A 15,129-nucleotide genomic window follows, 5' to 3' on the forward strand; every position below is an offset into this window, starting at 1 on the left:
GTTGTTTGTAATATTTTTCAACGAAATGATACCATGATTTTCTAGCGCTTAAAATGCAATACTATCGAATTGTAAGCGTTTTACCATATATGTTCGATAAATATACAAAATTGTCCAAATATTTAAGCGCGAGATGAAAAGAAAACTCTTGTACAAAGCCTCACCTTCCACAATCCAATAAAAAATCCCTCCGGGCACGCCGACCAAGCGGACGCTCTCCGGAGGGAATCTTTTCTTCGATAAGCGATCGGCGTAACGGATCGCGCGTGCCTAACCGACCGTTACCACTTCCTGCATGATTTCGCTCTCGACCTTCTTTATATCGGGAACATAGCTTTTTAAAACTTTCATTTTTCCTTCAAACGTATATTTGCCCAATCGCGCAGGGATCAGAACGCTCTCGCCGCTGCGGACCGTTTCAACCCCGGTCGTCTCCGGAGGCTCGGCAGAAATATAGTCATACTCGAATCCTTCGAGAGCGACCGCGCCGCCCGTCCCCGTTACCTTGATCTCGAGCACATGCACGCCGACGGGGAGACCGCTTTTGCTGAACACTCTCCTCTTCCCGCTGTTTCCGTTCGTGTCGACCGAAGCTTGCTTAACGCCGTCCAGGTATACGTCAAATCGGCTGCCTCCGCTGTAGTAACGGGCATATAGCGCAACGGCATCGCCCTCGAACGTGAAGGTCAGCGTCTGACCCGGACTGGCGGCCGTATACATCCAGCTCCAGCTGTCGGACCACCAGCCGCCGTTGAACGTAAAGTAGTCGATCGGCTGGGAGCTTTCGTCAAAATTATTCCAGCTATTGTTGGTCTCCCCCGGCCGAATCACGTAGGGATAGGTAGCGGCGTCGACCATAATCAACTCTCCGTTCCCGGCAATCGGCGCGGCTTCCGGCGCATCGGGCGCTTGAACGGTAATTCGGATCGGGTCGAACTCGCCGTCGGCAGTCGTCGGCGTAATGACGACTTTGCCGCCCTTATCGGCATAGCCGTCCGGAACTTTCAGAATAATCGGATCCTCGTAACGATTCGTCGAGAACGTCTGACTCGCCGCGGACTTCCATTCGTCGCCGTCCCACAGCAGCCATCCTTCGGACGGGAAGACAAGGGCATATTCGCCGAATTTCGTGCCCGCTGCGCCGTTGCGGCGGATCGTGACGGCGATTTCATCACCCGGTCCCGCCACAAAGTGCGTTTCGTCGGCCCAAAATTTCGGTACGGTAGGATCTTCGATATACCGGTACTCGAACCCGTCAATCCGGATATACCGATTCGCCGGCCCGTCGACGCCCACAATCTCAACCGTATGCTCGCCTTCCGGAAGCCCGCTCTTTTCAAACGCGCGTACCGGTTTTCATCCGTGGCATAGCCGTCGAATCGTTTCTGCAGCTCCCCGTCCAGGTAGATGTCTACGGCGCCGCATGCTTCGCACTGCATCATATCCGCGGCGACCGCAATGCCGTCGAACGTAAACTGCAACCGGGAATTGGAGTTCGCCGCGACGTACATCCAGCTCCAGCTGTCCCGCCACCAGTTGCCGCTTGTGAAAGTAAAATAATTTTCCAAATTGGTGTCCGGATCGTAATTCTGCCACGAACCGGCCGTTTCTCCGGTCGTGCTTCTGTACGGGTACGTGTTGCGGTCGACGCGAACGAGCTCGCCTTCCGGATTGCCGGCCTCCGCCCGGATGATGACCGGCAAGTGTGCCGTGCCGTCGCTCGAAACCGGCGTAATGTTGATGTTCTCCGTTGCCGTATAATCGTTCGAAACAAGGAAGGTGATCGTATCGATCGTACGGCCCTCTGCAAACGGCGTTTCGTACACGCCGTCGACGTCGACGAAGCTGTCGCCTTCGCGAACCTTCCATCCGTCGGGCAGCTCGATGCTGTACGTTCCGGACAATTGTGAGGCCGGCGCATTACGGTGAATGGAGATATTTACCACATCACCGGCAAGCGCTTTTACCGAATGATCGCTTTCGAACCGCGCCGTACCCGGCGCGTCCTGATACACCCGCACCCAGTCCACATACGTTTCGCTTTCGTTGCCGTAACGCGTGAACCCGTCCGGGATGTCAAAGTTTTCGAACGGATCGCCGCTGTTCGGGGAAATGCCGTAGTGATCCGACAATGCCGCGTTGATGATGAAGTAATTGCCGTATTCCCAGCTATACGGCAATGTTTTATGGCGAACCACCTCGATATTGTCGCAATAATAATAAGTCCATTCCTTCGTAACGTAGACGCCCAACGTATGGAAGCCCATCGCCAGGTTGATATGACCAAACGCCGGCGTATCCAGATTGACCCTATATCCGCCGCCCAACTTGCTCGGATCGTAGCCGGAATCGGGGTCCCGGTCGTAGCCCCATGGATGCCAGGCGATCTGGTAACCGGCCGGCGTTCCCATGTAGCCTTCAATAATATCCAGCTCGTCGCTCGGCTCGTTTTGCATATTCGGATTCTGGACATACCCGTTCGCGGTAAGCGTCCAGAACGCCGGCCACATGCCGGGGTTCGGTCCGAAGAACATTCTGGCCTCGAAATATTGGTTTCTGCCTCCTTCAGTATGGAAGCCCGTTCCTGCCTGGTTTTCGGAAGAAAGAAATCCGGTGCTGACCTTCTGCTTCCAATAATCGTTCCGTACATAACCCGTCGGATGGTAAGTTGTCGTAATCTTCATATATTCGTCGCCGGCGATGGCAAACGGGTTATAGGGACCGTCATAGTCCTCGAACGCCGCCCAGCCGAACATGCCGCCCCTCGTTTCGTCGATTTTCGCGGAGGCGTATCGGGTGCCGATCCCGGTTTTCGAAATCGTCGGCATCGTCTTGAAATCATCCGCAAAAACAACGTCCATCCCCGCCGTTACCGGATTTTCGGGAGCATGCTCAAGACCTGTCTTCCATCTTACGCCGACATGGTTGTAAAGCTGCAAATAAGCGTTGTCTATTTCCGTGCCATCTTGAAACACTTGGATCCGCAACGAAATCGGACCATACGGATACTCGGATGCTTGAAATTCGACAGAACCGTATCCGTCAATCAGCTCGACTTCGCCGACGACATCCCGCAATCCGTTGCTGTCGGGGTTCAAATCGTCAGGCTGTTTCTGCGAATAGACGATAGCCGACGTTCCGATCTTATTATAAAATTCGACAGTAACGGTATCCTCATTGATTTCCGAACGGTAAGCCGGGGAAATGACCGAAGTGATCCGATCTCCATCGCCGGCCGTCAACTCCTCCGCCTGGACGGTTTGCAAGCTCGGGTTTCCGAAGACAGTCGCTGCCAGAGCCAACATCAACATCCCCACGGATCGGCGCATCCGTCTGATTTTGCTCATCCCTGACATTTGTACTCCTCTCCTTCCCATAATTCACTTGCGTTCGCAAGCTGAATCATACTGATCCCTTACAACACCCCCCTTCATAAAAGTAAAGCTGATCCGATGAACCGTTTTATCCTTTCACCCCGGTTGTTACGATCCCTTCGACGACGTACCGCTGCCCCAGGAAGAAGGTAACGAGGACGGGGATCATGAAGATGATGCCGGCGGCGATCGAAACCTGGCTGATGATCTGCTTCGACCCGTTGGCCTGATAACTGATCATGCTGAGGGCGGTAGCCAAAGGGTAATGATCCTGTCTGAGATACATGAACGGCGTAATGACATCACCCCAAGTGTTTTGAAAGTTCATAACGGCTACCGTCGCGACGACCGGGAAGGACAACGGAACAAATATGCTCCAATATGTCCTGAAAATAGAACACCCGTCGATTCTCGCCGCCTCCTCCAGCTCCTTCGGAATGGCGGAAAAGAATTGCCGGTACAGAAAAATAAAGAATGCGTTGCCTCCGATACCGCCAAGAATCCAGGGCCAATACGTATCGATAAAGCCGATCTTGTAGAACAGAATGTAGGTCGGAATCTGGGTGACGATGCCCGGCAGCATCATCGTCGACAGGACGATCATAAACAACACATTGCGGCCGGGCGCCTGGATTCTGGCGAAGGCGTATCCGACCAATCCGCTCGTGAACGTCGCTGTCGCCAGCGAGATCAGACAGAGAATGACGGAATTTCGCATAAAGCGCCAGAAAGCAATAAGAGTTGTAGCATACGCGAAATTTTCCCAGCGAAAACCGGTCGGCACGATCGTCGGGGGCGAGTACCAGGCGGTAAGCGAATTGACGATTGCCAAATACATCGGAAAAAGAAAGATGGCGGAACAGATGAGGATCAATGCATAAATGACGACGTTCCCCGGCGTGCTCCTCCAAGTCGCTCTTGCTTTCATCTTTATCTCTCCTGATCCGTTTCGTAATAAACCCAATATTTGCTCGTAATGAAAACGACGATGGACAGCGCCAAAATAACGACGAACAGCACCCAGAGCAGCGCCATCCCGTAGGCGAACCGCTGGGATGCGAAAATTTGCTGGAACGCATGTACGACATACATATAGTTCGGTTGGATCGGCCTGGCGAGCAGCTCGGAGCCGTTGAGCAGAATCGGCTGCAAATATACCTGCAGCGAACCGATAATGCCCATGAGCACATTGAAGAAAATGATCGGCGTCATCAAAGGCAGCGTAATGCGCCGGAAATTCTGAAACACTCCGGCACCGTCGATGGAAGCGGCTTCGTACAGATCCCGCGGGATCCCCTTCAATCCGGCCAAATTAATAAGAATTCCGCCGCCTGCCCCCCAGAGGCTCATAATAATCAAAGATGTAGTCGCATAGTCGTACCCGAACCAATTGATCGGTTCGATGCCGAACAAGCCCAGAATGGCATTCAGGACGCCGCCGTTGCTGGAAAATATAATCTTCCACATGAGAATCGTGGAGATCACCGGAACAAGGGAGGGCAGGTAGAAGATTGTCCGATACACGCCCCCGCCCGGGATATGCCGATTTAACAAAAGCGCCAATCCAAGCGCGATGGCCGTACTGAGGGGGACGGTGACGGCGGTGTAATACAGCGTCCGGCCCAGTGCGTACATCGCGTCGGTGTCGGTAAAGACAAGACGATAATTGTGCCATCCGACCGTATCAAGGTCTTGCATGTTAAACCCGTAATAATTGGTGAAGCTCAGGTACAGTCCGTACAGCAGCGGAAACAGTCCCAAGAAAAGAAAGATCAGAAACCACGGAGAAATCATCAGGTAGAATGCCGCAATTCTCCGGTTTTTCTCTGTCATGTCTGCCACTCCCTACAGCAAAGGGAGAGCTCGCGGAAACTCTCCCTTTGTTTTCCTAGTTATTGTCCTATCGCGTTCTTCGCTTCCGTAACGGCAACGTTCGCATCTTTCGTTATGCCGATAACCGCTTCGTCTACGGACGATTTATCGAAATAGAGCGGCTGTACGTACTTGTCGAAGATGCCCCACCCGCCGTTGGCGAGATACGGGTTGACAGGAAGGAACTGGGTATAGTTCATCTCATCCTGCAGTACCGCATTGACCTGTTGGTCGAAGCTCGTTTCTTTCGGGAGCAACTCCATCTTGCTCTTGAAAGCCGGCAGACCCCAGCCGGTTTTCGCGCGGTCGTCCGCAGGCTTGCCGGCGAAGTACCATTCGAAGAACGTCCACGCTTCCTCCGGATGCTTGGTGTTCTTGTTGATGATCGCGCCGGTTGCGCTGCCCGTAGGAGCCACGCGCGTTCCGCCGGGAGCGATCGGCGTCGGCAGCATGCCGAAGTCGTCCAGATGCGATTTCGTGTTTTCATTGCTGCGGATGACGCCGCCGTACCAGTAGCCGTCGATCAACATCGCCGCTTTGTCCGAGAGGAACAAGTCGCCTCCCGACGTCTGGTCGTTATTAAGCAAATTCGGACCTACATGGCTCTTTACCGCGTCGACCCACATGTTGATAAAATCTTTCACCGGTTGGATGTTGAAATCCATGACGCCGTTGTCTTCCGCACTGATCGAGCCTCCGGCGCTAAGCACATACTGAAGCAGGAAGTTGAAGTTCGGTTCCGTTCTGCCCCACTCCGTCGCGGCAAGGCCATATTGCTTTACGGTGTCGCCTTCTTTAATCGTAAGCTTCTTGGCCAATTCCATAACTTCATTCCAAGTCAACGGCACGGCCGGGTCCGGAATCGGCACACCCGCTGCGTCGAACGCCCGCTTGTTATACCAGATGGCATAATCGTTCGACCAGTCTTTCGGCAATCCGTATATCGGACCTTGCCCGACCGTCTGGCCGTCGAAGCGGAACACATTGGCCGCCGGCGCCAGGTCGTCCAAGTCGATCATGGCGCTTGTCTCGATCCGTTCTGTGAGGTCCATCGCAATCCCGCGAATGATATAAGAAGGCGCATCGAACACGCCGCTGATCCGGATTACGTCCGGCGCGCTGTTCGTTGCGAGCTGCGCCGCGAGCTTTGTCGCATCGACCGGATCGATCTCGATTTTGATGTTCGGGTGCTCGGCTTCGAACTCCGCGATTTGCTCCTTGGAAAGTTCTCCATCGCTGATGCTGGTGCGGATGGTCACCGTTTCGGCCGACCCGCTCCGCTTCGGATTGTCCGTTTCCGTGTTGTTCGCGGGAGCGGCCTCGTCGTTCGTCGCGCCATTGGTATCGCTTCCACATGCGGCCATAAGTACGATCAACATGGCGGTGACTAGCAGGGTTGCGATTTGCTTCATGTCGTATCCCCCCTGATTCATTGGATAGTGATCGGCGCGCCTCTTCCTGAAATCAGGATACCACTTTAAGTGTAAGCGCTTGAATAAGGTAAACCTCTGATTTCTATGGCAGTCGTCCGAAGTTGCGATAGTGGCCGTTTATCATGACCCCCGGTATTTGTGCGGCGATTGTCCCGTATACTTCTTGAACAGTTCGGAGAAATAGGCGGGATCGCTGTAGCCGACCCGCTCCACGACCTCATACACTTTCATCGCAGGATCGGCGAGCAGCTCCATCGCTTTCTGCATACGGATGGAGGTCAGATATTTCAGATAGGTTTCCCCTTTCTTCTTAAAAAGGGCGGACAGGTGGCTTTGGGAGAGATGAACGTGCTCGGCCACCTCCTTGAGCGTAAGACTGCGATTGTAATTTTCGCGTATATATTGTTTTGCCTTTTTCAGAAGGAGACCGTCATGCCCGCCGCCTTCGCCGGTCGCCGGCAGCGGGACGTCTTGCCGTCCTTGAGCCTGCGGTATCGCGCGCAAGCGTTCGCCTGCGAAGGTTTCCTCGTAACGGGCAATCGAAGCTTCGTCCGCTGTTGCGGCCAGCGTCTCGCATGCGGTTTGGGCGCTGATGTAAATATCGGCAGGACGTTCGACCGTTCGGCCGATACCCGCCGATATTGTGGATTTGAACAGACCAATATACCGCTGCAGCTGGCGGATGACCGCGGAGAAGTCCGGCAACGGGTCTTCCGAGGCGGACAAGAGCATGAACTGGGCCGTATCGCGGTCTACCAGATGATACCCTAGCCCGCGGGCTTCCCAAATGTCCTGCAAAATATTGTCCAGCGCAAAAGTGAGCAGCCGCATCTCGCGTTCGGAAACGTTCCGCTTGAAGAGGTGAATCCGGTCCAGCCGGTAACAGGCGACCGTAAAGTTCGTTCCCTCCAGCAGCACTTCCCCTTCCGAGCTCCCCTGCTCCAGGTCGTCCGGATACATGTAATGTTGAAACAGCCGGCGCAGGAAATCCTGACGAAGCACTTTTGCAAGCATCTGCTCCTTGCGCTGCAGCACGCGGAGCCGGTGCTCCGTCTGCTTCCGCTCGTTCAGCTTAAGGACAAGCTGCGCGAACGTCGACGTCAACGCCTCGTGCTGAACCGGCTTCAGCAGATAGTCCGATGCGCCGTGCTGAATCGCCTTCTTGGTGTAATCGAAGTCGTTGTAGCCCGACAGGATGATCACGTGAATGAACGGATAATCGCGGCTAAGCGCCTCCATAAGCGCCACTCCGTCCATGAACGGCATGCGGATATCGGTCAAGACGATATCGACCGGCGTTTCCGCGATGAATTGAAGCGCTTCCAGTCCGTGGGCGCATGAACCCGCCGACTCCAGTCCAAGCGTCTCCCAAGGCCATGCGGCAAGTCCCTCGCGAATTTCTTTCTCATCATCCACGATCAGCAATTTATACATCGAATCAGCACCTTTCCTCTGCCTCGACGGCTAACGGGAGCGTTATCCGAACGACGGTTCCTTTCATCAGTGCGCTCTCGATTTCCATCGACATGGCGTCTTGATAATACAATTTCAGCCTATAGAACACATTTTTGAGTCCGATTCCTCTTTTCTCCTCATTTCGCTCGTCCCAATCGCCATCAAGAGACTCCCTCAGACTGCGAAGCGCATCGCTGTCCATGCCGACTCCGTTGTCGCTCACCTCGAGCGTGAGACGCCCCTCCGATATCCGGGCCGTGACCTGAATGATTCCGCCTTCCTCCCAACCCGCAAACCCATGTTTAATCGAGTTTTCGATGATGGGCTGAAGAAGGAGCTTCAATACGCGCACCCGCATCAGCTCGTCGGGGACGTCGAATCGGGCTTCAAAGCTGTGTCCGAACCGGAATTGCTGGATCGTCACATAATTCGCCGCATGCGAAAGCTCCTTCCCGAGCTCTACGACGTCCGATCCTTTCGATATGCTGTACCGGAACAGGTCCGCAAGCGCGCCGACAATGGTGATGATCTCATGATTGCCGCTTTTCATGCTTCGCATATTGATCGATTCGAGCGTATTGTACAGGAAATGCGGATTGATTTGGGCTTGCAGCATCAGAAGTTCGGCACGCGTTTTCATCGAGCGCAGTTCGTTTTCCCGGATTTTGTTTTGCGCATTCTCTTCCATCATCCGCATATTCTGTCCGATCGTCTGCTCCAGACGGGCAATCATCCGGTTATAGCTCTTGATAATGTCTCCGATCTCGTTGTCGCCTTCGTACTCGACGCGCGCGCTCAAATCCCCGACGCCGACGGCAGCCATCGTATCCTTCAGCCGTTTGATCGGTTTGACCAACAGGTTGGCGATGACGAATGCGCAAGTGACGGAAACGAGCAATACGACCAACATGCACAGCAAATATTGATCATGCAGCATCTTTTTCTTTTCTATGACTTCGGTGAGCGCGTATTCGACGGAGATGTGCCAGTCCGTATCCGGAATTCTCTTTCTAAAAGCTACCGACGCATTGGCATCAGACCGGACAGGTGGCTTCGACCGATAGAGCGTCTCCCCTCCTTCGGCGGATATGAGATAAGAGGCATCGAAGAGCCCCGTTTCCACATCGGCGAACAGCGAGTCTTTCGGGACTAGCAGCAAGTAATTCGCGGCTGTACCCGCCGTCCCGAGTTCGAGCCGCTTGACGACGGCGGCCGACGGCTGATTGAACACGGTCTTATAGTTGTAAATCCAATAGGCGTCTTCTGCGTTGCGAAAAAAATCGGATCGGTTTGGAAAATATCCCTGCTGTTCGAGTAGATCGAAGAATAAATGCTGTTTCCCGACTCGTCCAACAGGACGAAATAGGAAACTTCGTTGAGTCCCGGGAACATGGTCAAATTGATCGTCTTCATGCTTCCGATCGTCGGAAACGGGACCCCCGACGTCAGGTGCCCCTGCAGCTGCCGGCTGACGGACAGCTCATTCAACGTGTTCTCCATGAATCGCGCCCGGTTGCGTACGTTGACGGCAGCGAAATCGGCAATAGCCTCCATGGACGATTCCATCTTGCGCTGCACGTCCTGATTCAGCAGCCGGGCGTACAGGAGGCCGTCGGCCACAGATGGAACGCTCACGGCAGCGAGCAGCACGAGAATGAACTTGTTGCGCATCGAAATCGAATGAAACCCTTTGCGGAATAAATTTTCCGGCAGCGACCGCAGCACCAATTCTTTCCCGTTCGTTACGGATTGGTTTTTGAGCTTTGCGGAAATGATCCGGAACGGCCGCAGCACCCTTTTCACATAGATGAAACTGATTAACAGTGAAAAAGGAGCGTCAGCAGCGATATCCCCGCCATCTTGAGCAGCAGTTCCGTGTCGAACCGGTACGGACCGTATTCCCGCACCGTGTGGATCACGCTGAGCCGGAACGGCGACAGCTCCTTGACCGCATGCCGGTACGTCGTTCCCTCCGTGATCGTTTCCCCTTCGGACAGTTCCGGCACGTACGCCGGGAACGGCCCAGGCGCCGTAGACCACAAGATTCGCTCCCCGTTCGCAACGGAGAAAAAGGAGCCCGCAACATCCTGCTCGGGGATCGCCCGACCGAAGAAGCCGTCTTCCAGTACAATGACGATAAACACGCCGTTGGCATTGCCGTTTGTCATCACCACCCTGCCCTGGATCTCCTTCATAAACCGCTGAAGCCCGGCGATGTCGGCCGAACTGAGCAGCTCGCTGTCGGTACGGAACCGCCGCATCAAATCCTCTTCCGTATACACAATCAATTGATCGCGGTCGGGGAGGAATACATTTTCCAACTTCGAATGATGAAGGAGCTCCATATGGAGATTCGGAAGTTCCTCTACCCCTGGGGATGCCGCCTGCTTGCGGTACGATAACTGATTGACGTTGGCACCGATGAAGTAAACCGCATCCACCATGTAAGAGGAAAGTCGGAGCGTCTCCAGCTTGTTCAACAGCTGCTCCTTCTCCGCAAGGACGACTCGCTCGTCGCGAAGCCGCATAAAGTTTTTAAAAAATCGCTGAATTCCGGCGTTTGAAACAGCAGCATCAGATTGTTAATGCTGTTTAATTGGCCCAGCATGTTTTGCTGGTACTGCCTAAGCATGGCTTCCGCGCGTTTGTCGTTCAGACTTTGGTCGATCGAATTCGTATAGACCAAGCCGATGTAACAGAGCACCAACTGCACGGCAAACGTGAGCGCTACCGACAGCAGGACGATCCGGCCGAGCGTGGGACTGTATAAACCGGATTTATGCATGCTTACACCTCTCCACGGTTCCGATTTTTACGCGGCGTTTCGATGGTTTTTAGAGTGAAGCGCTTCCATTTTGGCGGTCGGCGGAGATGCGGGTAGGCGTCTCCTACCCGTACAACATGAAGTAGATATTAATTCGGCATTTTATAATAATCTCCTCTATTGTCACGCTGGCGGATTGGAGCGGAGTGCAGTTGGGTAAAAACGAAGCAACTGTATACACTGAAGTGCACACAGTTGCCTGCTAAAGTTAATTCAATCGATGTGCCAAAGTACCAAAGACAGTATATCGCATCATTCTCTTCCCGATCGGATCTTCACTTCGATATAAGGCGTTGACCGGAGTCACCCCGTATTCGCAAACGGTCCCGGTAGCCCGCCTTTCGGACGAGAGCTATGCAACTTCAGCGCCGATATACGAGTGGGTTGAGCGGACTGACGGCAACATCGCCCGCTTTGCAGCCCGGCAGCCACCCGGCGAGATCGTTGCGTCTGGCGTTGCTGTCCGGTTCGGCCACCCGGGTGCCGTCCGCATAATAAATGATCGTCATGACCTTGCGCGTTCGATTCGTCGGATTGCTCGGAGCGCTGTGCAGCGTCCATCCGGCATGGAACGTGGCATCCCCGGCGTCCATGGCCCCGTAGTTGACCTGGGGGATTTTCTTCGCTTCAATAAATTGCCCGAGAGTCTTGTGGGATTCGTCGGAGATTGCGAGCTTGCTGATATAGCCCAAATGATGGGACCCGGACGCAAATGTCATCGTTCCCATTTCTTCGGAAATCGGAACCAGCGGCATCCACAGGGTGATCGTTTTGTCGGAATCCAGCGGCCAGTAGATTTGATCCTGATGCCAGGGCGTGTGTCCGCCGCCCGGTTCTTTATACAGAGCCTGGTCGTGATAGATTCGGACACCCTCCACGCCCATCAGGTCTGCGGCAATTTTGGCAAACCGCTTCGCCATGACAAACCGTTTTCCGGCTTCACTCATTGTCCATATATTGCCGATTTGAATAAATGCTTTGCCGTACGTATCCCGTTCCGACACAGGCTTGTCATGGTAATTTTTTTGTTCGACAATTTGGCTGATCACCGGTTCATACTGCAGTATTTCCGTCTGCGAAGCCACATTGCGAAGAAGGATATGGCCGTCCTTTTGATAGCTCTCGATCTGTTCCCGGGTCAACTCATACTCGTCGTCCATGATCGGTAATTCGTCCATATGAACGTTATGAATCATTCGATTTTCTCCTTTTACGCATTTTACTGTTTCGTCTTTCGCACCGGCGATCGGATTCGAAATAGATAACCGCTCATGTTCTTTCGCTTCGTTCCCGCTACCGCCTGTTTTCTTCTGCTGCGAAGCTGCCGACTTGGTTCCAGGACGTTCCGTACGGAATAGGTCCCCCACGGTTCGGCAGTTGGACAAGACCGACGTCGCAGCGCACGGCACCGAGACGGCTTCCGCAGATGAGCAGGCCGGTGTCGTCGAAAATCGTGTCCGCAAGCTGGTGCGCATCACCCGCCCGATACGAGAAAACAAGACCTCTGCGCGGTCTGCCCGAGATGTTGGCGTCCGAGCCGTGCAGCGTAAGGGCATGGTGGATGCTGATCCCGCCCGCTTTGGGCGTAATATCGACTACCTCGTAAGGATCGTGCCAATAGGAGTTATCCTGGCATTCCGAAACGAATCGTCCGTCTCTCTCATGATTCAGGACGCCGAACTTGTGGCTGCCTCTTACCATCTTCATGCAGCCGTTCTCCGGAGTGGCATCGTCCAGCATAACCATGACCGACAGCAGATCGGTATTCGTATGCGGATAGAACGCATAGTCCTGATGCCACGGAAACGCCCCGACGCCCTTGGTGGGCGGCTTCGTTGCCAACTTGGAGTGCTGCAGCTGAATATGGGGACCCAGCAGCGGCCGGATTTTGGCGACGATGGCAGGGTGTTTGGCCAGCCTAAGAAACGCGGGATGCCGGGATGTAATGCCGAGTGCGTGAACCGTCCTGGATTCATATTCTTTCTGGGTGCGCATAGCGACAATCTGCGGCTGCTCGCAAGCCGCGCGGAGCTCCTCTACCTCCTCGTCCGTTATGACGTTGTCGAATACGAGGAATCCGTCTTCCCAATACCGTTCTACTTCCTGTTCGCTCAAGCCGATCTCCTTTTGGTCGAGAATGGTTCTTCACTCCCCGCAGATGGATTGACTTTACACTTATCATATTAGGGATGACAACGCTTACGGAATATAATAAACTGTGGTAAAAATATCAGGATCCGGCGAAAGGTGCTGAACACCGTGAACGGCAAGCTTGAATTTTTCTACTACAAATCCGAGAATGCCGGCAGCTATGTGGACTTTCACAAGCATAACTGCTACGAACTCGTATACTATGTAACGGGTACAGGAACGATGAATCTGGACGGAGAGTTGCTGCGGTACACGCCGAACACCATGACGGTGACACGGCCGAATTTCATGCATGACGAACGGCACGACGAGGCGACGGACGTCATCTTCTTCGGTTTTCGGTATGACGACTTTCCCGTACCGCTCCGCAATGGCTTGGTGCCGGATTCGGAGCGGCGCGATATTCTGAGGCTTGTGCTCAGCATGAAGGAAGAGCTTCTGGAGCAGAAACGCCACTATGATTATCGAGTCGACTTGCTCCTGAACGAGACGATTTTGCTGATCGGAAGGTTGGCCAATCTGGACGCCGAGGACAATCGGCCGGAGAAGCTCTTCTATGCGCGACGTTACCTTGACGAAAACTTTACCCAGCCGGTCAACATGCAGACGCTGGCCGAATTGTCGGGCTACAGCAGCGACCACTTTCGCCATCTGTTCAAGGAACGGACCGGCATGTCGCCCTCCCGCTATGTGTTGAATAAACGGTTGGAGGCAGCGAAGCATATGCTGCTGAACACGAACGCAACCGTTAGCGCGATCGGCCTGGAATGCGGGTTCTCGACGACGTCCCAGTTCATCGAGCTGTTCAAGCGGGAAACCGGGAGGACGCCGCTGCAATTCCGGATTAAGGGGATACAGACTTATTGAAACGGCCGTTCGCATGAAAATGAAAGCAGCCCCGCTCCCTTTTCCGCAGCTGCGCGAAGGAAGCGGGGCTTTCCCGCCTTAAAAATATTGCATCTCCGTTCCGTTCATGAGTGCGATTCCAGGCTATGAAGCCGTGCGCGCAGCGCTTCGCGATCGAACCCTTCCCCGATAAACACCGCCACGTTATGGACGGTGCCTTGCGGCGTAATGCGCATGAAGTCTGTTTCCCGAAACGCATATTGAAACAGAAACCGGCTGTTCGTATCGCGAAATTCGACGATGCCTTTGGCCCGGTATACGTCCGGCGGAAGCGAACGAAGCAGCGCCTCGAATGCATGGCTGTCCACCGCTCCGCGGAAATAATGCGTAAGCGCGGATACATGGGCATGCGATTCATGAGCATGTTCGTGATCATGTTCATGTTCGTGATCATGCGATTCGTGGGTATGCGGCTTTTCTTCATGAAGATGGCCGCATGCCGGACCGCAAGAGGGACCGCAGCCGTCTGGCGCATCCCGGCGGTGCTGCGCGTTCGCAAGAGACGTCCCCTCCGGCCGCAGCACCGCGGTGTCTTCGCCGAGCAAGGTAGCGGGATCGCCGCCCGTAAGCCAGGCCAGATCGGCCATGGCGCGGACGGTCGCGACGATCGGCGCATGCGGGTTCCATTCGCGCAGCAGCTGCTGCGCTTCCACCAGCTCTTCCGGGTCGAGCCGGTCCGTCTTGTTGAGCACAAGCCGCGAAGCACAGCGAATCTGCTCCCGCATCAGCCGGAACGTGCGGCTTTGCCCGGCGCGGCGGCGGCGCAACAGTTCCGGCCCGTCCGCGACGGCGATGACGGAGCGAAGCGCCGTCCGCACATACATCGAAGAATCGGCTACGCCGTCCATCAGCTCGAGCGGATTGGCCGCTCCCGTCGCTTCGATAATGAGGACGTCGGGCCGATACTGCTCCGCCAGCGACTTGATAGCAAGCCCCAGGTCGCCGCGCACGGTGCAGCAGGCGCAGCCGCCGAGCAGCTCGGCCATCGGCCCTCCCTCCCCGATCATCTCGCCGTCGAGGTTCGCCTCGCCGAGCTCGTTCATAATGACGGCGGGCTGGAGTCCCCGCTCGCGATATTCCTCCAGCATGCGAAGGAGCAGCGTCGTCTTGCCGC

Annotated in this window: 13 protein-coding genes; 1 reads left to right on the forward strand and 12 read right to left on the reverse strand. The window is 54.7% G+C overall.

Annotated elements, in window-relative coordinates; genetic code table 11:
- Positions 1 to 1,004: 1,004 nt before the first annotated feature.
- From PACILC2_RS15135 to PACILC2_RS15185, 11 genes are all read right to left on the reverse strand, one after another.
- Positions 1,005 to 3,317 (reverse strand): LamG domain-containing protein, encoded by a 2,313-nt coding sequence (locus PACILC2_RS15135; protein WP_213529322.1) that lies wholly within the window; start codon positions 3,315 to 3,317, stop codon positions 1,005 to 1,007.
- Positions 3,318 to 3,462: 145 nt separating this feature from the next.
- Positions 3,463 to 4,302, reverse strand: coding sequence for a carbohydrate ABC transporter permease (locus PACILC2_RS15140; RefSeq protein WP_062495351.1), 840 nt, complete (start codon positions 4,300 to 4,302; stop codon positions 3,463 to 3,465).
- Positions 4,303 to 4,304: 2 nt separating this feature from the next.
- Positions 4,305 to 5,207, reverse strand: a complete 903-nt coding sequence (locus PACILC2_RS15145) for a carbohydrate ABC transporter permease (protein WP_062495353.1) — start codon at positions 5,205 to 5,207, stop codon at positions 4,305 to 4,307.
- Positions 5,208 to 5,266: 59 nt separating this feature from the next.
- Positions 5,267 to 6,658, reverse strand: a complete 1,392-nt coding sequence (locus PACILC2_RS15150) for an ABC transporter substrate-binding protein (protein ID WP_213529323.1) — start codon at positions 6,656 to 6,658, stop codon at positions 5,267 to 5,269.
- Positions 6,659 to 6,799: 141 nt separating this feature from the next.
- Complete coding sequence (locus PACILC2_RS15155; RefSeq protein WP_213529324.1) at positions 6,800 to 8,113, reverse strand: response regulator; 1,314 nt, start codon at positions 8,111 to 8,113, stop codon at positions 6,800 to 6,802.
- Between the two features lie 4 nt (positions 8,114 to 8,117).
- Positions 8,118 to 9,365, reverse strand: coding sequence for a sensor histidine kinase (locus tag PACILC2_RS15160; protein WP_213529325.1), 1,248 nt, complete (start codon positions 9,363 to 9,365; stop codon positions 8,118 to 8,120).
- The gene (locus tag PACILC2_RS15165; RefSeq protein WP_213529326.1) at positions 9,284 to 9,937 is read right to left on the reverse strand and encodes a hypothetical protein; all 654 of its coding nucleotides are present in this window, start codon (positions 9,935 to 9,937) and stop codon (positions 9,284 to 9,286) included. Before PACILC2_RS15165 ends, PACILC2_RS15160 begins: the two co-directional genes overlap by 82 nt.
- 14 nt (positions 9,938 to 9,951) lie before the next feature.
- Positions 9,952 to 10,614, reverse strand: a complete 663-nt coding sequence (locus PACILC2_RS15170; protein ID WP_213529327.1) for a hypothetical protein — start codon at positions 10,612 to 10,614, stop codon at positions 9,952 to 9,954.
- Positions 10,611 to 10,919, reverse strand: coding sequence for a hypothetical protein (locus PACILC2_RS15175; protein ID WP_213529328.1), 309 nt, complete (start codon positions 10,917 to 10,919; stop codon positions 10,611 to 10,613). Before PACILC2_RS15175 ends, PACILC2_RS15170 begins: the two co-directional genes overlap by 4 nt.
- A gap of 401 nt (positions 10,920 to 11,320) precedes the next feature.
- A complete protein-coding gene (locus PACILC2_RS15180; RefSeq protein ID WP_213529329.1) occupies positions 11,321 to 12,154 on the reverse strand; it encodes a phytanoyl-CoA dioxygenase family protein in 834 nt (277 codons plus the stop codon).
- Positions 12,155 to 12,251: 97 nt separating this feature from the next.
- Positions 12,252 to 13,073 (reverse strand): phytanoyl-CoA dioxygenase family protein, encoded by an 822-nt coding sequence (locus PACILC2_RS15185; RefSeq protein WP_213529330.1) that lies wholly within the window; start codon positions 13,071 to 13,073, stop codon positions 12,252 to 12,254.
- Positions 13,074 to 13,205: 132 nt separating this feature from the next.
- On the opposite strand from PACILC2_RS15185, the gene PACILC2_RS15190 reads away from it, so the two are divergent.
- Complete coding sequence (locus tag PACILC2_RS15190; protein ID WP_213529331.1) at positions 13,206 to 13,976, forward strand: AraC family transcriptional regulator; 771 nt, start codon at positions 13,206 to 13,208, stop codon at positions 13,974 to 13,976.
- A 104-nt stretch (positions 13,977 to 14,080) separates the two neighbouring features.
- On the opposite strand, the gene PACILC2_RS15195 is transcribed toward PACILC2_RS15190, so the two are convergent.
- Positions 14,081 to 15,129 (reverse strand): CobW family GTP-binding protein (locus PACILC2_RS15195; RefSeq protein WP_213529332.1); only part of this gene is annotated, 1,049 nt, incomplete at its 5' end.

The organism is Paenibacillus cisolokensis (assembly GCF_018403665.1).
Lineage (GTDB): Bacteria > Bacillota > Bacilli > Paenibacillales > Paenibacillaceae > Paenibacillus_AH > Paenibacillus_AH cisolokensis.

What these genes read in the sequence shown, in the direction of transcription:
- PACILC2_RS15140 (WP_062495351.1), bottom strand. Translation starts at nt 4,302, where the DNA reads ATGAAAGCAAGAGCGACTTGGAGGAGCACGCCGGGGAACGTCGTCATT.
- PACILC2_RS15145 (WP_062495353.1), bottom strand. Translation starts at nt 5,207, where the DNA reads ATGACAGAGAAAAACCGGAGAATTGCGGCATTCTACCTGATGATTTCT.
- PACILC2_RS15150 (WP_213529323.1), bottom strand. Translation starts at nt 6,658, where the DNA reads ATGAAGCAAATCGCAACCCTGCTAGTCACCGCCATGTTGATCGTACTT.
- PACILC2_RS15155 (WP_213529324.1), bottom strand. Translation starts at nt 8,113, where the DNA reads ATGTATAAATTGCTGATCGTGGATGATGAGAAAGAAATTCGCGAGGGA.
- PACILC2_RS15175 (WP_213529328.1), bottom strand. Translation starts at nt 10,919, where the DNA reads ATGCATAAATCCGGTTTATACAGTCCCACGCTCGGCCGGATCGTCCTG.
- PACILC2_RS15180 (WP_213529329.1), bottom strand. Translation starts at nt 12,154, where the DNA reads ATGATTCATAACGTTCATATGGACGAATTACCGATCATGGACGACGAG.